We start from the raw sequence: 25,727 nt of genomic DNA on the forward strand, positions 1-25,727 counted from the left end.
ACATCCCTTAGGACGTGTAAAACGTGGTACCACCTAAATTCATATGCGATAAGCATACCTCATTACCGATAACGCTGGTTTGCGATGTCTTCTACTTTTGTTCAAAGACCAGCTCCTAGACTACCTTCATCTTGTCTCCGGATCCTTTTTCACCATCCAAGGACTCTCTTCACCTTCCCCAAGACTACTCCTTCTACTCAACGCATTTATGAATATAGTTTAGGGGAAAGTCAGAAAAAATTCAAGTAGATCCTTATATCAAGACCTGATAAACTAACATCACATAGAAAATATAACTACACGATGCCACAACGGTTGTCAAGGATACCCCACACGTCCCCAACAAGAATATAATCCCAATCAATAGCAGCGAAAAAGAAATCACTTCGAATCGTTCTTTAGTCTTTGCCGGGTTGATTATCGATTTGATGTAACCTAATAAACTACATGCGAGACTGCAGAAGCCTAATATATATAACATTATATCACCCTCTATCTAAATTTATCTTAGAGGATGCTTGTTAGTATTAAGCTAAGTGAAAGTTAAGATTAAGTAAAAAAAGTATAGGCAAATCTTTGCCTATACTTTCTAATGCATTATTGTTGAACTTTTGATTTAACGTATTCCAAAACTTCTTCAGCTGTCTGTTTTTGTAAGCATTCTTGAGCCAAATCTTGCATTTCTTCATAGCTCAAAGATTTTACAACTTTACGAGCTTTTAAGATCTGAGTTGCGCTCATAGAGAATTCATCCAAACCTAACCCTAAAAGAATAGGAACAGCATTTGGTTCGCCAGCCATGGCACCACACATTCCAGCCCATTTACCTTGCGAATGAGCTCCTTTGATCGTATTGGCTACTAAACGCAATACACTTGGGTTGAATGGTTGATACAAGTACGATACATGTTCTGACATACGGTCAGCTGCCATAGAATACTGAATCAAATCGTTAGTTCCAATAGAGAAGAAATCAGCATATTTTGCGAACTGATCTGCTAAAACCGCTGCCGCTGGAATCTCAACCATCATACCAACTTCAATATTATCAGCGACTTGAATACCCTCAGAAATCAATTCTTGTTTCACATCTTCAAAGATTGCTTTCGCATCGCAGAACTCTTTAACAGTGGCAATCATAGGGAACATGATGCAAAGTCTTCCGTAGACGGAAGCACGGCACAGCGCACGCAATTGAGTACGGAAAATATCTTGTTCTTTTAAACACAAACGAATGGCACGATATCCCAAGAAAGGGTTCATTTCCTGTGGGAATTCATAATAAGACAAGTGTTTATCCCCACCAATATCCAAAGTACGAACAACAACTCGTTTTCCTTGCATGCCTTCTAAAACTTGTTTATAGGCTTCAAACTGTTCGTCCTCAGTTGGGAAATGATCCGAATCCATATATAAGAATTCTGTACGGAAAAGACCTACACCTTCACCACCATTTTTAAGAACGCCTTCAACATCTTTGAATCCGCCGATATTTCCAGCCAATTCAACTTCATGGCCATCTTTCGTTACCGATTTTTCAGTGACTAAAACTTTCAATTCTTCTTTTTCTTTTGCATAAGCTTCCGCTTTTGCTTGGAATTTTTGTACTGTTTCTTCATCAGGATTTACAACAACTTCACCATCCAAAGCATCCAAAGCTAACACATCACCTGTTTTAACCGCGTCCATAACACCTGGGCAGCCGACAACAGCTGGAATTTCCAAAGAATTTGCCATGATGGCAGAATGACTTGTTTTTCCGCCAATCTCCGTAGCGAACCCTTTTACATATTCATTTAACTGAGCCGTGTCGCTTGGTGTTAAATCGTGGGCCACGATAATCGAATCTTCAGCGATGCTTGTGAGATCCGGAATCGTCAAACCTAACAGATTGCATTTCAAGCGGAACGTAACATCTTTTACATCCGCTGCACGTTCTTTAAAATAATCATTATCCATGCTTTCGAACATAGAAATCATCATAGAAGCAACTTCTTCTGTTGCATATTCGGCATTGACTGACTGGCTTTCGATCATTCCTTTGATTTGGGAAGCAAGTTCTGGATCGCCTGCCATCATTAAATGTGCATCAAATACAGCCAATTCTTCTGGGCTGAGTCGTTTTGCGGCTCGTTCCTTAACACCTTCGATATCCTTTTTTGTCTTTTCCAAAGCTTCATCAAACTTCTTAATTTCTGCTTGAGGATCGCCTTGTTTTTTCTCAATCACAACATTAGGCGTTTCAAGCTTGTAAACTTTCGCAACGGATACTCCGGCGCTCGCAGCAATACCTTTTAACATGATAAAACCCTCCTGTTTATACATAAATATACTATTTGCTCGAACAAATTTTAACACTTTTGTCAGCTATTTACAATTTTTTAAAACGGTTTCAAACTATATGTTACAGATTTTCTTGTGTAAATCCGCTTTCTTTAATACAGCGCAACAGATAATCTTTTTGGTTTTCTTCTTTGAAAACAATATGAAAATACAATTCTTCATCGATTTGGCGAATCTTTGCTTCCATCACCGGAAATCCTTCATCTTCATAAACTATGGTCCAAATCGATTTTCCGTCATACTGGATAGGATTCTGATCCTCTAATTCATGAATCGAAGAACAGATCATCGATTCTTTTGAAACTTGAATAAAATAATCCCACGCATGTTCTTCAGTGCGAGGAGACATTAAACACATCGCTTTCAAAACCGGATCATAACTTCGCTCGCAAGCCCCCAAAGCAACAACTTTACTGTTTTCAAACAGATGATAAACTTCACGCAAACGATATTGGAACACTTCTTGCTCCATTTGTTTTGCGTTATGAAGACGATTCTCACGGCCAAGTAAAGACACATACTCTTGATATTCTCTAACAGGATATGTTAAAGAAGGATCTTTTTGAAATGCGATCTCTAAATAATCACAAATCAAATGCGCCATTTTTAAAGTATGATCATTCATTAGGGAAAAAGGCCCGTATCCTTCTTTCGCCATCAACAACAAGGCTGCATTTTTGTAATACTGGGCAGTTTTATCCCATGTGTTCCATACATAAAAATTATCCATTAAATCTTCCGGATCCATATGAATCAATTCTTTAGTATCTAAATATCCTATCGGAGTAGCAATGGCGTTTTCTTTTTCCAAGGGAAGAAAAAATGTTGAATCATAAAGATAATTCTTAAAATACAAGGGTCGTTTTCTTACAAGTTCGCCGCGAAGATATTCAACTTCATCTTCATATAAATGGAAGATGCGATGAAAGTCTCCATCTTTATCCAGTTCCAAATCATCAATCAGTTCATAATCTCCCGATAATTCATGCTGGATATCTAAGAACAAATCAACGCAAAACGCATGAAAGCCAGGTCCGCCATGGCGTGTATTTGCATACATTACGACTTGACGATCCTCTTCACTGACTTGAATCTTTCCCTGAGGACAAACATCTAACTCTACAATTTCCCCACGTTCTTCGATCTGCAGTTGTTCGCGATGAGCCAAGGCACTGAGAACTTGATAAAGTTCATCTTTTTCTTTTTGATTTCGATCCTTACAAAGCAATTGAACAAACATTGAAATCTCCTTTTTGATTATTATATCAAAATCATTGACTAACTGTGTTATAATAACACACATGAATCAATGTGCAAATAATTGGAAAGACTATGAAGTATTAGATACGGGCAATAAAGAAAAGCTGGAACGCTGGAACTCGATTATCCTGCGCCGTCCAGACCCTGTCTGCGTGTGGCCGATCGATCAATCCAATCTCGATTGGAAAAAAGCAGACGCGATCTACCATCGTTCAAAAAGCGGTGGCGGACATTGGCAAACGGTAAAACCCATCAAAGAATTCTGGACGATTGGCTATAAAGGTCTGCGCTTTAAGATTTCCCCTACCGGTTTTAAACATACAGGCTTATTTCCGGAGCAAGCTGCAAACTGGGACTTTATGATGGACATTATTCAAAAAAACACCCTTCCGGAATTCCGTGTTTTGAATCTCTTTGCCTACACCGGAGGAGCAACTATGGCTTGTGCCAAAGCAGGAGCTACTGAAGTGGTTCATGTGGATGCCAGCAAAGGTATGGTTCAATGGGCAAAAGAGAATATGCAACTATCTCATTTAGAAAATCATAAAATCCGCTTTATTGTGGATGATGTAGTGAAATTCGTAAAAAGAGAACAAAGACGCGGTCGTACTTATCATGCCATTATCTTAGACCCGCCCAGCTATGGTCGCGGTCCTAAACAAGAGCTCTGGAAACTGGAAGACCAAATCTATGAGCTTTTGTTGGAATGCCAGAAATTGCTCGATAAGGATGCACAATTTTTGATTATCAATTGTTATACCACCGGGTTTACGATATCCGCTTTGCATGAAATCTTAAAACGAACGATACAAAATAAAAATGGCGGACAGATCGAATGTGGAGAAAATCTTCTCCCTGTCAGCCATAATCAAGGCGTTCTTCCTTGCGGAATCTTTGGACGTTGGACTAGCGACTAAAAACATAGTCGCTTTTTTCTTTGATCGAATAGGTTGAAAAATAGAGTTCCTCCATCGGAATCCATTCCTTTAAAAAACGATCTATCAAAGATGGTGATCGCTTTTCTAAACGAGCTTTTTGTAAGTCCTGCGAGATATCCAAATAAATCTTTAATGCATTCAGTTCTCCAAAAGCAGGATGATGACTATAACACCCTTCAATAATCAGAAAGGGTGTATATTCAAGATGGATTGGCTTTCGATATGTCTGTGTATGGCAATCAAAAGGACGAAGAAAAAGATCTTCCTTTTTTAGAAACGGTACAACTACTTCGCTATAAAAACGTTCGTGATCAATATTACCCCCTGGTGTACGTAAACGCTCTTTCGTTTTTAAAGAAGAGGGTAAAAAATAATCATCCATATGAATACAAGGGCATTCAAAAAAAGAAGATAGATAGCGAGCAGCCGTTGTTTTACCACTAGCACAAGGTCCGTCGATCAAAACAACCTTTTGCATAGAAAAAGCATGGAGACAAACCTTAAATAGCGAAAAATAATCTACATACTCTTTTCTAATCACTCTGTAATGGGGAGAATAATTCTCTTTAAAGATCTGACTGTGACTCACCGGCCCCCGATCGAAGAAGCCATATTTGGCCAGCGCCTGATCAAAGGCTCTGTGAGTATGTCTTGTCTTTGCGCTTTCTATCAATAGTTCGTTCCATAAGAGAAGGTCTTCTTCTTTCATTTCAATCAGAGGCATTCGTATATAGCCGTTACCTATCTCCTGTACAGGAAACCAGGCAGCTTGTTTCCACTCTTCCACCAAACAATCATACGCCACTTGTTCATCCTTGATCATATGCCCATTGCCTAAGCAAGACTGATAGATCAGCTTATACAGATCCTGACTGGTTCCTAAAGGATGTAATTCTTTTTCGTGATGAATTGCCTGTTCTAAATCCATAAAATAAATATAGTTCAAATTGGTTGAGATTTCCATAAAAAAAGACTTTCTGATTTGATAACAAACCAGAAAATCTCTAAAATCAACTATTCGACATCGAACACAGAAACAACAACACCATCGTATGTGTCATTGATAAAATCAACCGTTTTTTGTGTTTCTAAAACATCTAACAAGTCCTTGATTTTCTGTGAATCTTTATCTTCTTTTCGAACAGCTATCACATTTGCGAACTCATCAGCAGCCTCAGAATCTTTGTCTTCCGTAACTAAAAGATATTCTGTGATTTTGGCATTTAATGCGTTATTACCATTGGCAACCGCAAAATCAACTTCTTCTAATTTCGTTGGGACAACTTCAGCGGCCAATTCTACAATTTCTACATTATATGGATTTTCTACAATATCGGCCTTCGTTGCTTCCAATCCTTTACCTTCAGCCAATGTAATGATTCCTTGTGCCTGTAAAAGCTGCAGGGCGCGTGCCTCATTTGTCGTATCATTTGGAACGGCAATCTGCGCTCCATCCGGCACATCACTTACATCGCTATGTTTGGAAGAGTAGATCCCTAAAGGTTCAAAATGAATCTTTGCGGCTGCAACCAGGTCATCATCATTTTCACAGTTGTTCGCAACCCAATCTTCCAAATATGGGGTATGTTGGAAATAGTTACAGTCAATTTCCCCTTCATACAAAGCTTGGTTCGGCTTTACATAATCAGAAAACTCAACGATTTCAACATCGTAACCTAATTCTTCTAAATCCGGTTTAATATTTTCAATAATCTCTGCATGCGGTGTCACACTGGCCCCGATTTTGATTGTTTTATCATCGGAAGATGAATCCGCCCCACAGCCTACAAGAGCTGCACTCAAACATAATACAGTTAATCCTTTAATAAGTTGTTTCATATTCTCTCCTCTTTTCTTTCTAATGTGTAGTTTTTTTCGCAAGATAGTTTCCTATCGTTTGAACTAAAATCGTTAAAAGTACCAAGACAGCCAAACTAACCCATAATATATCCCAATTATATTGATTATAGCCATAATTGATACAGAACACACCCAAGCCGCCGCTTCCGGTGACTCCTAAAATGGCAGTCAATCCGATCATAGAGATCAAAGTGATTGTAGAGCCGCGAATAATACTCGGAATGCTTTCTCTTAAATATACTTTCCAAATGATTTCAAAAGGTCCTAATCCCATGGCCTGGCTGGCTTCAACTAAACCTCTATCAATTTCAGAAAGAGCCTGTTCCATCTGCCTTGCACAGAATGGTGCGGTTCCGATGATCAAAGGAATAAAAGCTCCTTTTAATCCAATCGAAGTCCCCATGATCAATTGGGATAATGGCGTTAAGATCATTGCTAAGATAATAAACGGAGCGGCACGAAACAAATCTACGATCTTTCCTAAAATCGTATAGAGTACTCGATTCTCCAAGATATCCCCTGGCCTTGTAACGACCAATATAGCCCCTATGATCAAACCCAAAATCAAAGAAATAGAACCGCTGATTAGAATCATAAGGAAAGTCTCATAGATTGATTCCAAAAAAACATCGAATCGGTCGATAACATTCGGCATGATCTGGATGAGAAAATCCATCATCACTTCATCACCTCCACCTGTACTTGATTATTTTCACATAATTGTAAAGCCTTTTGCATATTTTCTTTTTTTCCTGTTAAAACACAAATCAAAGTACCAAATGGAACATCATGCACAATTTCAACATTTCCGAAAATGATTGAACAATCGACATTGTATTCTCTAGAAATCGTTGAAATCAAAGCCTCTTTTGTATTCCCACTTTGATAACTTAATTTCACTAACGTCTGATTGGAATCGATTTGAACAAGAGGGTGTTCATTTTCCAAAAGCTCATTAATCTTTCCCAGATTGTTGGTTGTGTTGATAAAATTCTTAGTGACCGGCATTGAAGGATGTGAAAATACTTCAACGATATTCCCTTCTTCTACAACTTTGCCATTCTCCATAACAGCGACTCGATCACAAATATCTTTGACAACAGCCATTTCATGAGTAATTAAGATGACGGTAAGGTTTAATTCTTTGTTGATACGGCGAATGAGTTGCAGGATCTGTTGTGTGGTATGGGGATCCAAGGCTGAAGTTGCTTCATCACATAGAAGAACCTTCGGCCTGGTAGCTAAAGCTCTGGCTATCGCTACCCGTTGTTTTTGCCCTCCGCTTAGTTGTGACGGATAAGAATCTTTACGATCTTTCAACTCGATCAATTCTAATAAAGAATTTACACGTCTTTGAATCTCGTCTTCTTTCATTTTCATGTGACGCAAAGGAAACGCAATGTTTTCAAAAACAGTTCGGGAACGCATCAGATTAAAATGCTGAAAAATCATTCCCATTTCTTGTCTTTTTAACCGTAATTCTTTTTCGCTTAATTTGAGAAGATCTTTGTCATCAAAATAAACGGCGCCTTGTTCTGGTTTCTCTAACAAGTTGATACAGCGTACGAGTGTAGACTTACCTGCTCCAGAAAATCCAATGATTCCAAAGATTTCACCATCTTGGATCTCAAGACTGACATCTCTTACGGCATGAACATTTCCATTTCGAGTCTGAAAGGTTTTTGTTACATGTTCTAACTTGATCATTCTGTCTTTCCTTTCTAAAATAAAAAAACTTTCATCCGTTATAGGACGAAAGTTGAACTTCGTGTTACCACCTATATTCGTAAAATGATCGCTCATTTTACCTCATCAAGTACAAACATACTCTATCACGATAACGGGTGAACCCGTCAAAGTCTAAATATCGACTTTGCAACTCCAAGACCATGTTCCCTAACAACCTCTTTATCCTCTTTCAGCGCTCAAGGACTCTCTTATTAAAGAAATACGATAGGTACTCTTCTCTTCAACATCATTTATGCATAGATAATATCAACGTCATGAAAGAATGTCAATCGTTTTCTGAAAAGTTTTCAGCCACTAACAAACCATCCACTGTGGATAAAATTGAATTCCGTTCTTAATCATTCTGTGAATCAAAGGTCTGCCAATGGTTTGAAAATAATGCTCGATCGTCGGAACTTGTAAAATCAAGATATCTGCACATTTTCCAATTTCTAAACTCCCGCGATCGTTTAGATTAAAATCTTTAGCCGGTAAAGAAGTCATTCCTTCTAATAAAGTTTTAGAACTCACCTGCATCATCGTAAAGAGATAGTGACAGATAGGCTGAAAGGAATAAACGTACCGATTTAAAGATCCGAAACCACAAGAGAGTAAGAAATGTTCCGGTTTGTGTTTTAAATAATCCGTTTCGGTTTCAATCAATGGGTAAGTACTCTTCTTCTTGATTAAAAAAACATCTTGCGTAAGCTCTTTTCTTTGCACTTTCGGATCGTAAGTCAATAAAGTCAAGATTCCATTTTGAGACATGGCATACAATGCCGCATTATTCTCACGCAATTGATCGCCTAAACGAACATTACGGAAGCCTTGATAATGACAGTCAATCATGGCCGGTATCACTGTCTCTCCAACAGCATCAATGACACGAGTCGTTGGATCGATCCATTTCATATAAGATCCTGTCCCGATATCAATGATCTTATCATGATGAATTGCGATAAAGGCATGTTTCAATACTCTAAACAAGGAATCACACGTATAACAGTTTTCAATATTTTTAATTAAAAGTGTCGCTTTCATAAATAAATTTGCCTATAATTCATTATATACAAAAAATGCTCAAAATGTGAGGTGAGTTACATGTTTTCATTTAACAGAAAAAAGAAAAAAGCACTAATACTCACAATTCACGGATTTGGAAAACAGAGACATCAGGAATTTGACTTACTTTGCCGATATCTGAAAGAGAGTGGCTGGGATAGCATACAATTTGATATCTATTCTCTTAAAAATCCTGAAGATGCTAATCTTGAACAATGGATCAAACGTTGTGAAGAACAGATGCGCTCAGCTCTGAAACTTAAAAAACCCGTGATCTTGGTTGGTTTTTCTATGGGTGGCGTTATTGCCAGCTATCTAGCTAGTGTATTTCCGGTACAAAGTTTGATTTTAGTAGCACCTGCTTTCCGGTATTTTGATATCCAAAAACTTGGCAGTTATTCTTTGCATGCATTGCGAAAAATTACCGCGAAGGAAAAAAACGTCCCCAGTTCATTACAAACTCGAACATTCATGGATCTTGTCGATCAGTATAAAGATTCTATTTATCATGTTACATGTCCCGTTTTGATTCTACATGGTACAAAAGATGAAGTGATTCCTTATGAGAGTTCACAATCCATTTACTATGACTTGAACACACAAAAAAAATGCCTCCTTCTAATTGAAGGAGGAAAGCATCGCATGCTGTATGATGGACTTGGTCACGAGAAACCATGTTTCAAGATCATAGAATCCATGTTAAATGATGAACTCTTGTGATTATTTATGCTCGTTCAACAACTGCAGCTTGAGATCGAGCAGTTTTTTTGTAAGATCCACATAATACTCTTGGGGGTATGCGAAACGCTTGATCTCTTCCCAAATCGTATCTAATTCACGTTTCGAATATTCCCGGATCCCATCCAAGCTAGGACACTGATATACGACCTGTCCTCGCTTAAAAATAGGGACTAAAAGTTCCCGCAATTCATAAGTTCCGCCCGGAATCACTTTATATTTCCATCGCGACATCGGATGATAAATCGTCAAATCTTCGTTTTCATCAAATTTTTCATCCACGAGTGCCAATAAATCCGCTTGCGCCATTCCTGTTTCATGATCATAAATTCGGTACACTGTTTTCATCCCTGGATTAGTTACTTTTTCAACATTGTCGCTGATTTTTATTTTAGGAATCATCTCTCCATCTTTTTCAATCGCAACCAGTTTATAAACGCCGCCAAAAACCGGAGAATTTTTTGAACAAATCAAATTTTCTCCTACGCCAAAAGAATCAATCTTTGCGCCTTGTTGATGAATCAGTGATTCAATCACATACTCATCCAATGAATTTGAAACGACAATACCACAATCCTGCATTCCATTTTGATCTAATTCTTTACGCACTTGTTTAGAAAGATAAGCCATGTCACCTGAATCAATACGAACGCCTTTTAAACGATAACCGTTCGGCTCCAAATAATCCTTTGCGACACGAATGGCATTTTTAATACCACTTTTAAGAGTGCTGTATGTATCAATCAATAGGGTGCAATTATTTGGATATGTTTTAGCGTAATACAAGAAAGCATCGTACTCTGTTGAAAAACTCTGAATAAAAGAATGAGCCATCGTTCCTAAAACCGGAAGGCCGTATTCCTTGCCGGCATATGTTGTGGCAGAACCCACACAACCGGCAATATAAGCAGCGCGTGCTCCATAAATGGCTGCATCAAAATTATGAGCTCGTCTAGCCCCAAACTCCATGACTGCCCGTCCCTCGGAAGCCTGTACGATTCTTCTTGCCTTAGTTGCGATCAAAGTCTGATGATTCAACGCCAATAACAGGGCAGTTTCAATCAGTTGCGCCTCAATAATGGGCGCTTTTACACGAAGCAGCGGTTCATGAGGAAAAACAGGTGTTCCTTCAGGGATCGCATAAATATCTCCTGTAAAGTGAATGGTGCTCAAATAATCTAAAAAATCATTGGAGAACATCTGTAAAGAGCGTAAATACTCAATATCTTCTTTTTCAAAATGTAAGTTTTTAACGTATTCGATCACCTGTTCGAGTCCGCAAAAAAGACACAAGCCTCCATTATCCGGATTGTTTCGATAAAACAAATCAAAGACAACTTCCTGATTTTTATCTTGATTAAAATAACATTGACTCATCGTGAGCTCATAAAAGTCCATAACAAGACTTAGATTCCGCAGTTCTTTCATTTAGTCCTCCCTAATATGAGATACAACCATGATCCCATTCATTTTCATATTCGCTAACGCAAACCGGTTCCAATCATAAGCATCATGTACATCCGGGATATGATAGGTATCAACACAATCGACCGGCAAGATGATTCGATTACAGCGATCATATTCATTCAGCCAGGCGTTTAAACTCAGCGCAAATTGAAGAATACATAAATCCGTGCAACATCCAGTGATCACAATATCCGAATGGTTGTCCAACAAAGGTATTATTTTAGAAAAGCCTTTGGCATGGAATGTATTTGTACTATTTTTATATAAAACATCCTTAACATACGGACAAAGCTCATCAATGACCTTAGATTCTTCACTTTCAGTAATACAATGAGGCGGATACGATTGAAACTCTCTGGCATTCTGAGAATGTGAATCACAAACAAACCATCGAGGTCCGGAAAGTTCCTTTAACAATTTCTGAATATTTGGGGTAATTGAATTGATTTCAAGATCGTGCAAAGGACCGTTTTTCACAAAGCCGTTGATCATATCCACCACAAATAAGATGGGGCTTTTGATTTCATTGACTGAAATTGATTCATAGAGATTATCTTTTACTCTTGCCATAGATGTTCCTCCTAGAAAAAAAGAAGTTCTATTCCTGAACTTCTTCCGTTGCGTCTTTTAAAAGAGCCTCAAGTTGGGTCTGAAACTCGGGATTTTGTTTGATATATTGTTTCGCAGCTTCTTTTCCTTGGCCGATCTTCTCACCTTCAAAGCTGTACCAGGCACCGCTTTTTTTCACGATATTACGATCGACACACAAATCCAATAATTCAGAAATATAGGAAATTCCTTCTCCATATACAATTTCCAAAACCGCTTGTTTAAAAGGTGGAGCCACCTTATTTTTTACGACTTTGACTCGTACTTTGTTGCCAACGATATCCGTTCCATTTTTGATAACGTCTGCTTTACGAATATCGATGCGGACAGAACTATAAAATTTTAGAGCTCGCCCGCCTGGAGTTGTTTCAGGATTTCCATATACGATTCCAACTTTTTCGCGTAACTGATTAATAAAGATTGCCGTACATTCATTATGATTCATGATACCAGCTAATTTTCGCATGGCTTTGGACATCATACGGGCCTGTGATCCAACTTGCTGATCACCCATTTCTCCATCGAGTTCAACCTGAGGAACCAATGCGGCGACACTATCCACAACGACAAGATCCACCGCCCCGCTTTCGATCAACATCAACATAATGTTCAATCCTTGCTCACCAGAATCAGGCTGTGACAAAATGAGCTCATCGATATTAACTCCTAAATTGCGGGCATAAATAGGATCGATTGCATTTTCTGCATCAATAAAAGCGGCACGACCGCCCATTTTTTGAACTTGTGCAATGGCATGGAGCGCTAAGGTCGTTTTCCCACTGGATTCCGGGCCAAAAATCTCGATAATACGTCCTTTGGGATATCCTCCAATTCCCAAAGCCTCATCTAACAACAAGGATCCACTTGGTATGGGTTCCACATCCACGGCTGCTCGATCCCCCAACTTCATAACGGCGCCTTTTCCATACTCCTTCTCAATTTCATGAAGGACATCATCTAACAGTTTATCTTTATTTTCTTCTTTAGGCATATTTTTTCTCCTCATCTTCATTAATGACTTGGATCAGTTTTATGATCATATCACTAACAACATTTTCTCTGACTTTATTACGATTCAATCCCATATAATGGAATTCAAAAGTTCGGACTTGAGTTTTTGTTGCGATTGCACAACAAACCATTCCGGCAGGTTTATTCTCTAATACGTCCGGTCCAGCATTTCCGGTAAACGACACACAATAATCTACATCCAGGATCTCTCTTGTTTTTTGAGCCATTTCACACGCACAAGCAAGAGAAACAACTCCGTCTCGAGCAATTACTTCTGGATCCACATGAACGACATCTGTCTTAATTTGCGTCCAATACGTAACGATGCCGCCTTTTAGTGCTCGACTGGCACCAGGAATCGATGCGACAGAAGAAGAAAACAGCCCTGCCGTCAAGCTCTCACATGAACCAATCGTAATATTTTTCTCCGTACAGATTTTCACAAGCGTTGAAGCATTCATTACATACTCTCCAAAACAAAATCTTTGAGCTGTGCAAAATAGATCAAACCACTAAATAAACTCATCAAACATGCAAGCCATAATAATATTTGATCTAGCGGAAGTCCAAGATATACAAAAGGCCAATTCTTCAACAGCAAAAAGAGAATTGCAAACATCTGCAACACTGTTTTTGCTTTCCCATATATTCCTGCACTAACAACTTTTCCATGTTGACTGGCTAGCATCCGCAATCCATCAACGATCAAATCCCGGGCAATCATGAGTAAAACAGCCACAATATTGGCTTGATGCGTATACACTAACAAGATCAGCATCGTATTGACCAACATTTTATCCGCAATGGGATCAAAGAACTTCCCAAAAGACGTGATCAAATGATACTTTCTGGCAATCTGTCCATCGAACATATCGGTTAAAGAGGCCAGCATAAAAATTAGAAAAGCTAATACATCTCGCAAAGCCAAACCATTTGTTGCACTGATCACGCAAAAATCTTGCGGAATCACTAAATAGATCAAGACCACTAGCGGAACCATGGCAATACGACCAACGGTCAGTTTATTCGGTAAATTCATAAGCAGTCTCCTCCGCTGCATTTTCATTGACAGCTGTTTGTCCATCCGAACTTGTTTGACTTTCTTGTTCAAGTGTCTCGTTTGAAACAACTTCGATATAGAAAGTAGCAGGTGCGCCATAAGCCCAATATGTCGGATTAAAAGTCACATTATTATCGGCAAATGAAAAAGTTGTACCTTCACCGACATAAGTGCCGACTTCGACTGCAATCGTGCAAGGTTCAGTCACTTCAACTTCTTGTTCAAATGTACCCGAATATAATTCGTCCACAGTGCTTTCATCCAAAGGCACATCATCTTTATAAATGACTACAGTGCTTTCTTCTGGTAATTCTATCTTGATCGTAAACTTTTGTGTAGTTTCTAAAACATTAGACATTTGATATATGTTTTCTTCCGGATTCGTTGAGGTTAGAACGATTTCCTGACTTTCTCTTTCCGATTGTCTTTGTTGAGCAAGACGATCTGTCTCTTCTTCTTTTTCACGCAATTCTTCTTGGCGCAAAGCCTCTTCCTGTGCAGCTTGATTCGAGGAATGTAGATCCATGATAAAATTAAGACCGACAATTAACCCTAGGATCACAACCCCGCCCACGATCCAAGTTTTAATATTCTTTCTGTTTTTCCATTGAATATTTCTCGATAATGCGGAAATACTCTTCTGATACCGGCTTCGGCCTGGATGTTTTGAATGCTGTTTTGTTTTTGATTTTCCATTCGGCATTTGTGCAATCAGCTTTTTTTGTGCCTGTGATAAGGCCATCGACCGCTGACGGGCGTAAGCATTTATATCCGCATCGACTTCATCTTTGATTACGATCCAATTTACCCCAATCGCATCACAATAAGCGTGCACAAAATAACGTACGAAGGAAAAATCATCTGAAAAAACATCCAGATTATGTTGTTCAATGGCCTGAATATATTGTGGTGCCAGTCGTGTTTGACTTGATACATATTCAATCGATAGATTTAAATCTTGACGTCTCTGTCTAAGAATATGATAATAGGCCACTCTTTTTCCCCCTTTAGCCTTTTCATTATAACAAAAAGCAAAACGAATTGTTTAAAATCCAATGAAAAGATTTATTTTTTTGATTGGATTCTTCGCAAAGAAACGATTGTTTCCACATGCTGTGTTTGTGAAAACATGTCAAATGGCCGGATCCTTTCCACTGCATAAACAGTTTCAAGATCAGCTATATCTTTTGCTAAGGTACTCGGATTACAAGAAACATACAGAATTTGATCCGGTTGTTTTTTTAGAATTGCCTTTTTCATAGGAGAATCCAATCCTGAACGAGGTGGATCTACGATCAATGCATCAACTTTATCAATCTTGGAAAAGAGGCTTGCCGCATCTCCTTGTTTAAAATAGACATGATCAAATCCATTGTTTTTCGCATTTGCATTTGCATTCTGGACCGCATCATTGATCCATTCAATTCCATAAACTTGTTTCGCTTTAGGAGCGCACAACAAACTCATGGCGCCGATACCGCTATAGGCTTCAACCAAACTTTCACATGGTTCGAGCCACTCTCTGACTGTCCGATATAAGTTTTTTGCCTGTGACGTATTTAATTGGAAAAAAGATCTTGGAAGTAATTTTAATTTTAAATTATCTATATGTAAGATCATATTTCGCTGCCCGCCTAAGAAATTCATCTGTGATCCAAAGATATCGACACTGTCATGAATTTTGATACTTTGCCATACAGAGCATACATTCTCTAGGTTCAAAATATCCTGAATCATTGATTGAGAAAAGTGCATTGGCGTACTCACTAAAATGATTTGAATCTTCTGTTCAAATTCTTTTATTACGATATGGCGTAATCCTTGTCCGTCGCCTTCTAAACAAGGTACATTGTATTTTCTTAAACAAATCAACAATTCAGAACGAACACGTTCTAATTCTTTTTCGTGAACTAGACACCGATCTATAGGCAGAAACTTTTGAGTACCCGCTTTAAACATTCCCGTTTGAATTTCCCCGTTTCTTTTTTGAACGGGTAGTTTACAGCTGTTGCGATAGCCGAAAACTGAATTGTTTTTCACAAGCGGTTCAATTTTCCCGTTATAGTTCGCATACTTAGCCAAAGCTTGTTTTAAGATAGACGCCTTCATTTGACATTGCCCTTTATAGTTTACATGCATCAGTGCACAACCATCGCATTGCGCATGAGGGCAAGGCGAAAATCGACGATAACTGCTTGATTTCAACACCTTGATAAGACAAGCATTTGAATAATGTTCAAATCTTTTTTCAATCTTTACATCCACTAATTCTTCAGGAATCGCTCCCTTGACAAAGACTGGTTTTCGATCTTTAAAACCGATCCCTTCTCCATTGATTCCCCATTTTTTTATATTTAGTTTCACGATTTCCTCCATACATGAATCATAAAATCAAAGGTAACATTTAGACTGGAATAAGAATCAATCTTATCCAGATCACTTGCTTTTGTCCGATATCGATAAGGTGTCATCTCTAACAAAGAACGAAGATCTTTCACCAGAAAAACCCTTTTAATATTCTGAATATCTATACAGGTAAATCCCGGCCGAACATGTAACGGTTCGGGATTTAGGTAAGCATTCTCATATAGAATTGACTTCAGCTCAAAACAATGAAAGGGACCAGGCCCTACTTGAATCAAATAGCCTCCCGGCTTTAAAAGACGATAAAACTCGTTCTTCGCATCTGGTGTAAATATTGTGGTAACTAAATCAAATGACTCATTCCTAAAAGGACAATCATATATGCTGGAGACGATATAAGTAGACTTCTTATCGTGTTTTGCAGCATATTGAATGGCAGCTTTGCTCAGATCCACGCCATAAACCGTGTTTACACAAGAAGCAAACTCTTTCGTATAATAACCTTGTCCGCAACCTGCATCTAAAAGAGTAAAAGCCGAATATTCATGAATGATCATCTTTAACGCATCTCTTAGAAAATCATAATATCCTTTCTCTAAAAAAGCTGTACGGGCTCTTACCATGGCCGGATTATCTCCTGTCATCTTTTTTTGTTTTAAGGAAAGATTGACATACCCTTCTTTCGCTTGGTCAAATGTATGATGATTTTTACAAACAAATTGATGATTCTCGCACGATAAAGGTTCTTTACAAACTGGACATACTAACATGTTGTTAGTGTACACCAATTCATATTCAGAAAAAAGAACCTTCATAATTATCTTTTTACAAATGATTTCATTTTGAAAACCGAAATCAAATTTAAAAGAATTAAACAAGTCGAAAAGATTCATAGCATATGGGCATAATATAATCCAATCCACTCCTCCAGTCCTGCCAAGCGCAATCATAATAAAACGCACGCAACAGCAATGACAAAAAAGAGAACTTACTTCTTTTGGAAAGCAAGCAAAAGATTACATACCGTAAACTAAAAATACGATCAACATTGTTATCCACATAAACTACTGTTTGATAAAGTAACAGATCAATGAGATTCATCTCGTCATATTAAAAAGATGATGCTGTGGACACAGCATCAATTAATATAAGTCTTGGTCTTCCTTTTGTTGTGGATGGATCCAGATCGATTCAGCTGATTGGATACATTCTTGAACCAAGGATTCAAAATCAAAAGATTCTTCATATTTGACACATCGGTCAACTCTTGGCTTTGTAACAGGATTCTTTGGAGTGAAAATGGTACAGCAATCCTCATAAGGAAGGATACTAGTTTCATAAGTACCGATTTTTTTCGACAATTCAATAATTTCAACTTTATCCATACAAACCAACGGACGAATCATCGGTATATTGACAACAGAATTGATGGCAACCATACTTTCCAAGGTTTGGCTGGCCACCTGCCCTACACTTTCACCGGTTGCCAATACCAATGCCTTTCGCTTTTGAGCCAGTCCTTCCGCAATCCGCATCATCATTCTTCGCATCAAAGTGATTGCATAGCTTTCATCCGCATGCTGATAAATCGCAAGTTGCAAATTAGTAAAAGGTACTATATGCACTAACAGATCCCCTTGGTATGCCGATACGATGGAAGCAAGATCTAAAACCTTCTGCTGAGCATTTTCGCTTGTATAAGGAGGGCTCGCAAAATGGATACATTCGATTCGAACCCCTCGCTTCATCATTAAATAAGCGGCAACCGGAGAATCAATACCTCCCGAAAGTAAAACCATTGCTTTTCCGCCGACGCCCACCGGATATCCTCCGGCCCCAGCCATGCGATCCGTCATAATATATGTCGAATCACGATGTACTTCAATCACGATCTTATAATCAGGATGGTGTACATCGACTTTCCAGGCGCTGTTTTTCAGAATGGCTCCAGCCACGATTCGATTGATTTGATCCGAAATAACAGGAAAATTCTTATCGGATCTTCTAGCCGCAACTTTAAATGTCTTAGCGTTGGAAAAATCCAAAGTCTGTAAACAAGCATCTACGATCGCATCTATATCACTATCCACTTTAATTGCAAAACTAAAAGAAGAAATCCCAAACACACGAGACAAAACATTTGCTACCTCGTTTGGATCTTCTTCCTTCAAATAGATATACATACGATCATGTTGAGATTCAATCTCTAAAGTCGAAAAAGACTTTAAAGCTTTTTTGATATTCTCTTTTAACTGACGAATAAAAACATTACGGTTTTTTCCTTTTAAAGAAAGTTCTCCATAACGAATTAAAATATGATCATAGCGATAATCCATAGGTATTTAATATCTCCTTACAAATTTTGATAAAACGTTTACCTTCTTCCAACGAATTGTTTCCATCGAAAGAAAGACGAATCATATGAGTTGCCCGCTTTTCTGATAATCCCATATGAATCAACGTAGAACTCTCATTCGCTGAACGAGAGGAACATGTGCTTTTGGCACTAACACAGATATCTCTTTGATCTAAAGCGTTTAACATAACTTCACTGGTTATTTGATCAAAAGAAATATTTAAAATATAGGGTATTGCCGTTTCGGGGGAATTAATATGCACTCCAGGAATATTCATCAATTCAGAACGCAAGAAGAAATTTAGTTTGGATACTCGATCATAACTCTCTTCCTTTTCTTCTAAAGCGAGACGAATCGTTTTGGCAGCAACGATATTGCTCGGCGCATTGCTTGTGCCTCCTCGAAGCCCCTGCTCTTGTTGGCCGCCTTGAATCAAAGGCGTCAATTTAAGATCATGATTTTTGATCAGTAAAGCACTTCCTTTTAAACCATGGATCTTGTGCATAGAAACAGTCGCAAGATCTAATTGATTCCATGGAATATCAATTTTAGTAAAACTTTGAACACAATCTGCATGAAAAACACATGTTGGGTTTTGGTGAACGATTTCCGCAAGCTGCGATATAGGATTGATAGCTCCCATTTCGTTATTGACATGCATGCACGAGACTAAAATAGTGTCCTTACGTATATACTTATTTAAGACATCCGGAGTCAATATCCCCTGTTCGTTCACAGGCATTCTCTGTACTTCAAATCCCATAGATTCCAGCCAAGAGAAAGAATGATCCACACTCGCATGTTCAACGTTGGTCGTTAAAATATGATTTCCTCGATTTCTGTATGCCAGACAATAGCCTAAGATCGCAAGAGAATTGGATTCACTTGCACTTGAAGTAAATAAAATCTCATCCGGTATGCGGTTCAGCATCTGAGCAATCTTTTTTCGGGAAGTTTCCATCTTCGCATGCACATCTCGACCCGGCCGGTGCATTGCGTCTGGATTCGCAAAAGCAGACTTTAAAAGTTGTTCATAAACACGACAAACCTCTGTACGTACAGAGGTTGTCGAGGAATTATCAAAATAAATCATGATTATTGCACCTGATTCATAACTGCCGGATCTTTACGAGAAACAAGCTTTTCGTAGATTCCAGGATGCATGTTCTCAATAGCTTGAATCGCAACTTTTAAAGCCTTTGTATATTCACCGTTTTGATAATACAATTCAGCTTTTGTAAGCTCGGTGTCCATTACCGGGTGTGAACTGCGGAAACGATTTCCGAAAACAATTGCATTTTCGACCATGACAGCAACGCCCGTGAGATTATTTGCGTTGTTGTAAAGTTTGTAAATAAAATCAATCGCATCTTGTAAATCCGCATTTAAAGTTTGAACATCTAAAGGGCTATGGTCCAAAACGACACGAACACGTTGGATCAAGCGTTCTCCTTCCTTGATATCTTCATCAAATTGACTCGAAATACTCGGCAGCTGGCGCATAGCGGCGTTTAAACGAACTTCATTCAAAATCAACTGTAATTTGATCAGCTGCTTTTTAGCTCGGCTTTCATCGCTGCTTGCCCCTACCAACATACGTTTCATAGTCTGGATCTGTTTTTCAAACTCATCAGATTCCGTTACAAAATCTCTATAGTTGTGAACCAATTCAGTGCTTGGTCTATCATCGGTGTCCAGCTGTTTTAAAACCAGTTCTCGTTTTTCTTTTAAGCGAGCACATTGTTCATCGGCTAACCGAAAATGTTGTGTCCAATCCTCTAGACCAAAACGATCTTTTATATTAGCATAAAGGCTTTTGATCTCCAATAATTCTTCTTCAATCTGGTCAAGAATAGAAAGCTTGGCGCTTAGATCGCCATGAATTTCTTCAAAAGCACTCTTTTCCTGATTGATATCATCTTGTAAAACCAGAATAGAATCTGTAATAGAATTCAGAATTTCATCAGCCTGTGAGATCTCGCCTTGATCCAGATGAATGATAGCTTCTTCAATTTTTTCATTAAATTGATTCAATCGGTCTTGTGGTTCTAAGAAGGCAAGATCAATACCTGCTTTTTGCGTATCATCGATATTTGTTGATACTTCTTCGATAGCACGCGGAATAATTGTTTTTGCTTTTTCATACAAGCCTGGATAAGCCGCAACAACCGAACTGAGAGTTTCAACTTGTTTACGGATTTTATCACTTTCATCTTGCGCTTTGTTAAACTCAGAAGCATACATCCATTCTTCAAAGTTTGTAAACTGGTTTTCGATCTCTTCCATACGAGCATCAATGATCGCACTGGCAGCGTAGAAACTGCTTCGATTATCCTGATAAACCGTTTTTATGCTGCGGAAACGCTCTTTGACCGCACTGGCCATTTCACGGATCTCACTTTCTTTTTGAAGAATGTGGTCCAAGCTTTGATTCACAATTCGAATACGTTCTTTTGTATCATCGAGCAAAGATTCAATTTCATCCATTTTTCGCATCGCCTTCTTGGTACGGCGAGAATCAAGGAGATTATCTGCATCTGTAAATAGATCTTCAATCGTGGCTACGCTTTGCTGACATGTATTATATTTTGAAGTTAAGTTTTTTACGCGTTCCATAACATCATCATTGACGCGTGCGAACGCGCTGGCTTTATTGAATTTAAATGCCAATGAATTGTTTCGAATCTCATTTACTTCAACTTCCAATTCAGATAGACGTTTGTCCGCCTTACGACGGCGAATCATGCGTGTTAGGATCCAAATCAAAATCAAAAGTAAGATGGCAACCGCCATATATATCATTACAGTCGTTGAAATATGTGAATTAATAAATGAAAGCATCGAATTTAAAACATTCATTACTGCATCCATATTTGTACCTCCCCAGTAAATCTCTCATATTATAGCAAAACTTTAATTTATATGCATTAAGAATTGAATTTTTCTTGATTTAATTAACTTGTTTTGATATTATTTTTAAGCATAAATTGATAGCAGCATACAAAGCTGATGATTACGCGTTGGAGCCTAGTAGGGTGATGCGAGTAAGCTACTAGCTGATAGCGGAAAAGATCGTTCACAACACGTCCATCAGAGATTTGTACTGCTATTGTTTTATGAAGATAAAACAATAGGAGGAAATTATGTCTAGAAACACAGGAAGTATCTGGAAAAAGTCTCGTCGTTTAGGATTCTCTGTTCTGGAAACAGGCGAAGAACTGAATCGTCGTCCTTATGCTCCAGGTCAGCACGGCAAAGGACGTCGTGTTAAATTAACGAACTATGGTTTGCAGCTGCAGGAAAAACAGCGTATTCGCCACACTTATCAATTAAGTGAAAAACAATTCTACAACACTTACAAGAAAGCCAGCAAAAAGGCTGGTGCATCTGGTGAAAACTTCTTGATCATGTTGGAATCCAGACTAGATAACCTTGTTTATCGCATGGGATTTGCTCGCACTCGTCGTGGAAGCCGTCAGTTGGTAAACCACGGACATATCTTTGTCGATGGTAAAAAAGTAGATATTCCAAGCTATCAAGTTAAGCCTGGACAAGTTATCGAAGTTCGCGAAAGAGCAAAAAACATGGCTTGCATCAAGGAAGCTTTGGAAGCGAACACAGCTACTGTTGATTATGTTGAAGTAGATAAGGAAGCAAAAAAAGGAACTTACACTCGTTATCCTGAACGTAATGAATTATTTACTTCTCAACCAATCAATGAACTGTTGGTTGTTGAGTTCTACAATCGTTAAAAAAAATTCCCGATTTGGGAATTTTTTTATGCATTGCGGATAAACCCAATATGTTCAGCCACAAATACTGTATTGTAATATACTTTATCCTCTTTATGAAAAGGTCGACTTGCGATTCTGCCCTTAACGCTGATCCAAGACCCTTCTTTTGTCGCATTACATAAAGTTTCTGCCAACCCTCTCCAGACTTCAATTTGAAATGTATCCATCTCATAAACTCCTTTTGCATTTGCATAAGGCCTTTCTACATTGACCCATACATTGCATACTTTCTCACCAGAAGGAATTTCTCGCAATCGAGGCATTTCTTTGATTTGACCTACAATACAAAATACATTCATGATTACCTCCCTATCCGGTATGGGAATCTACCCATATCTATCACCTGCCTTCGTACTCATTGTAAATAGGTTTAAAAATTCAAACAAACGATCTAAAGGCTCTAAACAAGTATATTGATGGGACTTTTACATAAGAAAATTGATCTAAACATTAAAAAAATCCTCTTTTTAGAGGATATAAGTCTAATCGAGACCTTTTATAAGTATTTGGCTTTGATGAGATAGATCCAAATTAGAGACTGCTTCAAAAGTAGAGTTCGCATCTAAGGAAGCAATCCAATCTAACTGCTCCTTTAAAGATATGCCCTGAGCCATGGATTGGAAAATTTCAATCGCGAGCTCTTCAAATCGATCAAATAGACGAATCTGCTGCGCATACAATCGATTTTGTAAAGCCGTGAATACAGCATCCGGAATTTTTTGATTTTGCATCTGCCACAATACATGCTCAACGATTTTATAAAATTGATTTGGCAATGGTGTCTGTGCATAAAACAGCAGATGAGCATGATCTGGCATGATATCGGCTTCCGCTCCACAATCCAAACTCAAGATACGTTGATCGATCCAAGTCTGAAACTCAGCTGAAAAGGTTGAAAAAAAGGCATCAAACGTCAGTTGAATCTGTGTCTCTAATAGAAACCGGATTCGTGGGTCTTTCACAGGTTCTAATTTTATCGCTAAACCCACATACTGGTTACTGATATCCATCGTCTTAACAAAAGAAGGAGATGCCACATTCAAATCTTCTTTCAAAAGACAAAGACGATTTTTTCCCAAAATGTTGGATTGCAAAGAACCCTCGATCTCTTTAATCTGATCAAATAAAGTTTGCGGATCTTGCGAAGAAACACCGATCAAAGCCATATTTTGCGGAGTGTAATGATTCAAATAAAATGATTGCAAAGTCTCTTTATTCATCGAAAGAATATCCGCTTTTTTTCCAATTACATCCTCTTTCATCGGATGTTTATTGTATAAAGCGTTCCATACAGACATCAAAAAACAAGAATCGGGATTTTGATGGACCATATCCCATTCACTGAGTATAATGCCCTTTTCTTTTTCAACAACGTCATCTGTCAGCTCTAAATTTTGTACAAAGCGCAATAAAAGTTCCAACGGTTCTTTAGGATCTTCGGTTGTCGAAAAATAATACGCTGTCTCATAAGGACTTGTAAACGCATTAACTTGACACGATAATTGTGCAAATTGATCCGACACATCTCCTCCACGATAGTGAAACATAACATGTTCTAAAAAATGCGCACAACCAGACGGATAAAAAATCTCTTTACTGCCAACCCGTTGCCTGCGATCGATTCCCCCACATTTTACTCCGCACAAGAAAAAAGAACGAGAAAAATCCGGCTTATGAACCAAAGCAACACGCAGGCCGTTTTCGCATTGATACTCAAAAAATTTAATATCAAGATTCTTCATTTGAAGTTCCCTCCACGATTGCAACAGAACACTGCCTGAACTTAGAAGCTGCAAGAGAAATTTGATCTATAGAAACCTTATTGATCATAGCAATCTTCTGAGAATCAGACAAAGAATCTTTCAAGAACTCTTCTCGAAAAGCTTGATTGATCAATCCGAAGGGATCATCTTTTTGAATGCGTATCGAATCGACCCATTCTTTTTTGGCACATTCTAAAAGATCGGCAGAAAAACAAGCATTCCTTAACAATTCTATTTGTTCATCAATCAGTTCTAATACTCGGTCAATATGTTCTCGCGATGTTCCGACTTGAATTGTCATGATTCCGTCAAAATGAATCAACGAAGCATAGATAGAATAACAAAGACTATATTGTTCGCGAATGGTTCGAAATAAAAGATTGTTTGTGCATTGTCCAAGAACAAAAACAGCTAGAACTTCAGCCATATGATCATCAGAATCAATATCAATATTTGTAGAATATGCTAAACAAAGAATCGACTGCGATCTAGATTTGAAGACTCGTGTTACTTTTTTTGAAGATTCTTTATAAAGATTAGAAATTCGAGAAATGTTAGATAATTGATTGATTCTTGAAAAGTAGGCAAACACTTTAGAATCTGCATGTCCACAAATAAATACCTTCTTCGGCTTTTGTTGAATCTGTTGAAGAAGACTTACACAATCCTCAAAACAAATCTGATCCAAATCATCTAGAGAACCGTAAAGAGAATGTGAGACCGTGTGCGTAGGGCTCAACAATGACAGACATAAGTTCATCGCATAAGTTTCAGGATCATCCTCCAGTTGAGAAAGACGTTCCCGAAGAAGAAACTTCGCTTCATCAAAACTATTTTGATCGATCAAAGTATGATAAAGAAATTCATCAATGATATCAATCCAATTTTGGGAATCAAAATCTTTAGGTAAAACGCCGTTTTGTATATACTGAAATCTTTGATCTAAAAGAATCTGATTCCCTATGCCGCTCAAATGCACGGAATACCGAAAAGAATAAGACTGTCCCAGACGAATTGCGATTTGACTCTTTGTCGGGTACTTTTCAGTTTTCATTTGCATCATCAAGACCAAAAGATTCAACAGAGTCACCCTCTTGATATCAAAAGGAAGAACAGTTCGAACCGAAATAGAATTATTAAGAAACTTTTGTGTTTGAATATATTTCATATGGTTGGTATTTTAACATAAAAAAAAGAAGGAACAAGTCCTTCTTCAATAAATTCTGATATATTAAATTATGTTGGGGTACACCCTAGCCTTTAAATTGGTTGGGGTGCTTTTCTTGTATCGCTTTAAATTTAAGTGGGGGTCTCGAAAATCTCATCGCTCTTGATAGAATGGGTACGTTCGATTCTATCAGAAAGCGAGGTAT

24 protein-coding genes and 2 other annotated features are annotated in these 25,727 nt (G+C 38.2%); of the genes, 3 read left to right on the top strand and 21 right to left on the bottom strand.

Features of this window, described 5'->3' with window-relative positions:
• Positions 1 to 5 precede the first annotated feature (5 nt).
• Positions 6 to 210, bottom strand: a binding site (T-box leader).
• A gap of 387 nt (positions 211 to 597) precedes the next feature.
• Positions 598 to 2,301 (bottom strand): phosphoenolpyruvate--protein phosphotransferase, encoded by a 1,704-nt coding sequence (gene ptsP, locus HNQ43_RS06145; RefSeq protein ID WP_183375820.1) that lies wholly within the window; start codon positions 2,299 to 2,301, stop codon positions 598 to 600.
• Positions 2,302 to 2,404: 103 nt separating this feature from the next.
• The gene (locus HNQ43_RS06150) at positions 2,405 to 3,583 is read right to left on the bottom strand and encodes a hypothetical protein (protein ID WP_183375822.1); all 1,179 of its coding nucleotides are present in this window, start codon (positions 3,581 to 3,583) and stop codon (positions 2,405 to 2,407) included.
• Positions 3,584 to 3,644: 61 nt separating this feature from the next.
• Here HNQ43_RS06150 and HNQ43_RS06155 point away from each other — a divergent pair, with 61 nt between their 5' ends.
• Positions 3,645 to 4,520: a class I SAM-dependent methyltransferase gene (locus HNQ43_RS06155; protein WP_183375824.1), complete on the top strand. Its 876-nt coding sequence runs from the start codon at positions 3,645 to 3,647 to the stop codon at positions 4,518 to 4,520.
• On the opposite strand, the gene HNQ43_RS06160 is transcribed toward HNQ43_RS06155, so the two are convergent.
• The 5 genes from HNQ43_RS06160 to HNQ43_RS06180 all read right to left on the bottom strand — a co-directional run bounded on the left by HNQ43_RS06160 (position 4,510) and on the right by HNQ43_RS06180 (position 9,170).
• Positions 4,510 to 5,469 (bottom strand): uridine kinase family protein, encoded by a 960-nt coding sequence (locus HNQ43_RS06160; RefSeq protein WP_183375826.1) that lies wholly within the window; start codon positions 5,467 to 5,469, stop codon positions 4,510 to 4,512. The genes HNQ43_RS06155 and HNQ43_RS06160 overlap by 11 nt on opposite strands.
• 86 nt (positions 5,470 to 5,555) lie before the next feature.
• Positions 5,556 to 6,380, bottom strand: a complete 825-nt coding sequence (locus tag HNQ43_RS06165) for a MetQ/NlpA family ABC transporter substrate-binding protein (RefSeq protein ID WP_183375828.1) — start codon at positions 6,378 to 6,380, stop codon at positions 5,556 to 5,558.
• Between the two features lie 19 nt (positions 6,381 to 6,399).
• Positions 6,400 to 7,080 (bottom strand): methionine ABC transporter permease, encoded by a 681-nt coding sequence (locus HNQ43_RS06170; RefSeq protein ID WP_183375830.1) that lies wholly within the window; start codon positions 7,078 to 7,080, stop codon positions 6,400 to 6,402.
• Complete coding sequence (locus HNQ43_RS06175; protein ID WP_183375839.1) at positions 7,080 to 8,108, bottom strand: methionine ABC transporter ATP-binding protein; 1,029 nt, start codon at positions 8,106 to 8,108, stop codon at positions 7,080 to 7,082. The genes HNQ43_RS06170 and HNQ43_RS06175 overlap by 1 nt, the downstream gene beginning before the upstream one ends.
• A 38-nt stretch (positions 8,109 to 8,146) precedes the next feature.
• Positions 8,147 to 8,383 (bottom strand) — a binding site (T-box leader).
• A 61-nt stretch (positions 8,384 to 8,444) separates the two neighbouring features.
• Positions 8,445 to 9,170: a hypothetical protein gene (locus HNQ43_RS06180; RefSeq protein WP_183375841.1), complete on the bottom strand. Its 726-nt coding sequence runs from the start codon at positions 9,168 to 9,170 to the stop codon at positions 8,445 to 8,447.
• A gap of 60 nt (positions 9,171 to 9,230) precedes the next feature.
• Between HNQ43_RS06180 and HNQ43_RS06185 the strand changes: the two genes are divergently transcribed.
• A complete protein-coding gene (locus HNQ43_RS06185; protein ID WP_183375843.1) occupies positions 9,231 to 9,911 on the top strand; it encodes an alpha/beta hydrolase in 681 nt (226 codons plus the stop codon).
• Here the strand turns inward: HNQ43_RS06185 and HNQ43_RS06190 are convergent, their stop codons facing one another.
• The 11 genes from HNQ43_RS06190 to HNQ43_RS06240 form a co-directional block, all read right to left on the bottom strand.
• Positions 9,912 to 11,357, bottom strand: a complete 1,446-nt coding sequence (locus tag HNQ43_RS06190; protein WP_183375845.1) for a nicotinate phosphoribosyltransferase — start codon at positions 11,355 to 11,357, stop codon at positions 9,912 to 9,914.
• Positions 11,358 to 11,966 (bottom strand): cysteine hydrolase family protein, encoded by a 609-nt coding sequence (locus tag HNQ43_RS06195; RefSeq protein ID WP_183375847.1) that lies wholly within the window; start codon positions 11,964 to 11,966, stop codon positions 11,358 to 11,360. It abuts the gene before it with no gap.
• A gap of 28 nt (positions 11,967 to 11,994) precedes the next feature.
• Complete coding sequence (gene recA / locus HNQ43_RS06200) at positions 11,995 to 12,996, bottom strand: recombinase RecA (RefSeq protein WP_183375849.1); 1,002 nt, start codon at positions 12,994 to 12,996, stop codon at positions 11,995 to 11,997.
• Positions 12,989 to 13,477 carry a CinA family protein gene (locus HNQ43_RS06205; protein WP_183375851.1) on the bottom strand — a complete coding sequence of 163 codons (489 nt, stop codon included), beginning with the start codon at positions 13,475 to 13,477 and terminating at the stop codon, positions 12,989 to 12,991. Before HNQ43_RS06205 ends, recA begins: the two co-directional genes overlap by 8 nt.
• A complete protein-coding gene (gene pgsA / locus HNQ43_RS06210) occupies positions 13,477 to 14,055 on the bottom strand; it encodes a CDP-diacylglycerol--glycerol-3-phosphate 3-phosphatidyltransferase (RefSeq protein ID WP_183375853.1) in 579 nt (192 codons plus the stop codon). Before pgsA ends, HNQ43_RS06205 begins: the two co-directional genes overlap by 1 nt.
• Positions 14,039 to 15,070, bottom strand: coding sequence for a helix-turn-helix domain-containing protein (locus HNQ43_RS06215; protein ID WP_183375855.1), 1,032 nt, complete (start codon positions 15,068 to 15,070; stop codon positions 14,039 to 14,041). The genes pgsA and HNQ43_RS06215 overlap by 17 nt, the downstream gene beginning before the upstream one ends.
• Positions 15,071 to 15,141: 71 nt before the next feature.
• Complete coding sequence (rlmD, locus tag HNQ43_RS06220; protein ID WP_183375857.1) at positions 15,142 to 16,440, bottom strand: 23S rRNA (uracil(1939)-C(5))-methyltransferase RlmD; 1,299 nt, start codon at positions 16,438 to 16,440, stop codon at positions 15,142 to 15,144.
• Entirely contained in the window at positions 16,437 to 17,210 is a 774-nt protein-coding gene (locus HNQ43_RS06225) for a methyltransferase domain-containing protein (RefSeq protein WP_183375859.1), read from the bottom strand. Before HNQ43_RS06225 ends, rlmD begins: the two co-directional genes overlap by 4 nt.
• Positions 17,211 to 17,582: 372 nt before the next feature.
• Positions 17,583 to 18,776, bottom strand: a complete 1,194-nt coding sequence (gene thiI, locus HNQ43_RS06230) for a tRNA uracil 4-sulfurtransferase ThiI (RefSeq protein WP_183375861.1) — start codon at positions 18,774 to 18,776, stop codon at positions 17,583 to 17,585.
• On the bottom strand, positions 18,760 to 19,890 hold the full coding sequence (locus HNQ43_RS06235) for a cysteine desulfurase family protein (RefSeq protein ID WP_183375863.1): 1,131 nt from the start codon (positions 19,888 to 19,890) through the stop codon (positions 18,760 to 18,762). The genes thiI and HNQ43_RS06235 overlap by 17 nt, the downstream gene beginning before the upstream one ends.
• Positions 19,891 to 19,892: 2 nt before the next feature.
• Positions 19,893 to 21,668, bottom strand: a complete 1,776-nt coding sequence (locus HNQ43_RS06240; RefSeq protein ID WP_183375865.1) for a septation ring formation regulator EzrA — start codon at positions 21,666 to 21,668, stop codon at positions 19,893 to 19,895.
• A gap of 272 nt (positions 21,669 to 21,940) precedes the next feature.
• On the opposite strand from HNQ43_RS06240, the gene rpsD reads away from it, so the two are divergent.
• Entirely contained in the window at positions 21,941 to 22,549 is a 609-nt protein-coding gene (gene rpsD / locus HNQ43_RS06245; protein WP_183375875.1) for a 30S ribosomal protein S4, read from the top strand.
• A 26-nt stretch (positions 22,550 to 22,575) separates the two neighbouring features.
• Here the strand turns inward: rpsD and HNQ43_RS06250 are convergent, their stop codons facing one another.
• The 3 genes from HNQ43_RS06250 to HNQ43_RS06260 all read right to left on the bottom strand — a co-directional run bounded on the left by HNQ43_RS06250 (position 22,576) and on the right by HNQ43_RS06260 (position 25,522).
• Positions 22,576 to 22,890, bottom strand: coding sequence for a single-stranded DNA-binding protein (locus HNQ43_RS06250; RefSeq protein WP_183375877.1), 315 nt, complete (start codon positions 22,888 to 22,890; stop codon positions 22,576 to 22,578).
• 183 nt (positions 22,891 to 23,073) lie between these two features.
• Positions 23,074 to 24,333, bottom strand: a complete 1,260-nt coding sequence (locus tag HNQ43_RS06255) for a M16 family metallopeptidase (protein ID WP_183375879.1) — start codon at positions 24,331 to 24,333, stop codon at positions 23,074 to 23,076.
• Entirely contained in the window at positions 24,320 to 25,522 is a 1,203-nt protein-coding gene (locus HNQ43_RS06260; RefSeq protein ID WP_183375881.1) for a M16 family metallopeptidase, read from the bottom strand. Before HNQ43_RS06260 ends, HNQ43_RS06255 begins: the two co-directional genes overlap by 14 nt.
• Positions 25,523 to 25,727 lie beyond the last annotated feature (205 nt).

This window comes from Faecalicoccus acidiformans (assembly GCF_014202635.1).
GTDB lineage: Bacteria > Bacillota_I > Bacilli_A > Erysipelotrichales > Erysipelotrichaceae > Faecalicoccus > Faecalicoccus acidiformans.

Bases quoted from the DNA above. Each gene is read 5' to 3' on its own strand.
- HNQ43_RS06155 (WP_183375824.1), top strand. From the start codon at position 3,645: ATGAATCAATGTGCAAATAATTGGAAAGACTATGAAGTATTAGATACG.
- HNQ43_RS06235 (WP_183375863.1), bottom strand. From the start codon at position 19,890: ATGATTTATTTTGATAATTCCTCGACAACCTCTGTACGTACAGAGGTT.
- recA (WP_183375849.1), bottom strand. From the start codon at position 12,996: ATGCCTAAAGAAGAAAATAAAGATAAACTGTTAGATGATGTCCTTCAT.
- HNQ43_RS06170 (WP_183375830.1), bottom strand. From the start codon at position 7,080: ATGATGGATTTTCTCATCCAGATCATGCCGAATGTTATCGACCGATTC.
- HNQ43_RS06195 (WP_183375847.1), bottom strand. From the start codon at position 11,966: ATGGCAAGAGTAAAAGATAATCTCTATGAATCAATTTCAGTCAATGAA.
- HNQ43_RS06160 (WP_183375826.1), bottom strand. From the start codon at position 5,469: ATGGATTTAGAACAGGCAATTCATCACGAAAAAGAATTACATCCTTTA.
- HNQ43_RS06205 (WP_183375851.1), bottom strand. From the start codon at position 13,477: ATGAATGCTTCAACGCTTGTGAAAATCTGTACGGAGAAAAATATTACG.
- ptsP (WP_183375820.1), bottom strand. From the start codon at position 2,301: ATGTTAAAAGGTATTGCTGCGAGCGCCGGAGTATCCGTTGCGAAAGTT.
- HNQ43_RS06260 (WP_183375881.1), bottom strand. From the start codon at position 25,522: ATGAAATATATTCAAACACAAAAGTTTCTTAATAATTCTATTTCGGTT.
- HNQ43_RS06185 (WP_183375843.1), top strand. From the start codon at position 9,231: ATGTTTTCATTTAACAGAAAAAAGAAAAAAGCACTAATACTCACAATT.
- HNQ43_RS06175 (WP_183375839.1), bottom strand. From the start codon at position 8,108: ATGATCAAGTTAGAACATGTAACAAAAACCTTTCAGACTCGAAATGGA.
- HNQ43_RS06225 (WP_183375859.1), bottom strand. From the start codon at position 17,210: ATGTTAGTATGTCCAGTTTGTAAAGAACCTTTATCGTGCGAGAATCAT.
- thiI (WP_183375861.1), bottom strand. From the start codon at position 18,776: ATGGATTATCGCTATGATCATATTTTAATTCGTTATGGAGAACTTTCT.
- HNQ43_RS06250 (WP_183375877.1), bottom strand. From the start codon at position 22,890: ATGAATGTATTTTGTATTGTAGGTCAAATCAAAGAAATGCCTCGATTG.
- pgsA (WP_183375853.1), bottom strand. From the start codon at position 14,055: ATGAATTTACCGAATAAACTGACCGTTGGTCGTATTGCCATGGTTCCG.
- HNQ43_RS06165 (WP_183375828.1), bottom strand. From the start codon at position 6,380: ATGAAACAACTTATTAAAGGATTAACTGTATTATGTTTGAGTGCAGCT.
- HNQ43_RS06240 (WP_183375865.1), bottom strand. From the start codon at position 21,668: ATGGATGCAGTAATGAATGTTTTAAATTCGATGCTTTCATTTATTAAT.
- rpsD (WP_183375875.1), top strand. From the start codon at position 21,941: ATGTCTAGAAACACAGGAAGTATCTGGAAAAAGTCTCGTCGTTTAGGA.
- HNQ43_RS06255 (WP_183375879.1), bottom strand. From the start codon at position 24,333: ATGAAGAATCTTGATATTAAATTTTTTGAGTATCAATGCGAAAACGGC.
- HNQ43_RS06180 (WP_183375841.1), bottom strand. From the start codon at position 9,170: ATGAAAGCGACACTTTTAATTAAAAATATTGAAAACTGTTATACGTGT.
- HNQ43_RS06190 (WP_183375845.1), bottom strand. From the start codon at position 11,357: ATGAAAGAACTGCGGAATCTAAGTCTTGTTATGGACTTTTATGAGCTC.
- HNQ43_RS06150 (WP_183375822.1), bottom strand. From the start codon at position 3,583: ATGTTTGTTCAATTGCTTTGTAAGGATCGAAATCAAAAAGAAAAAGAT.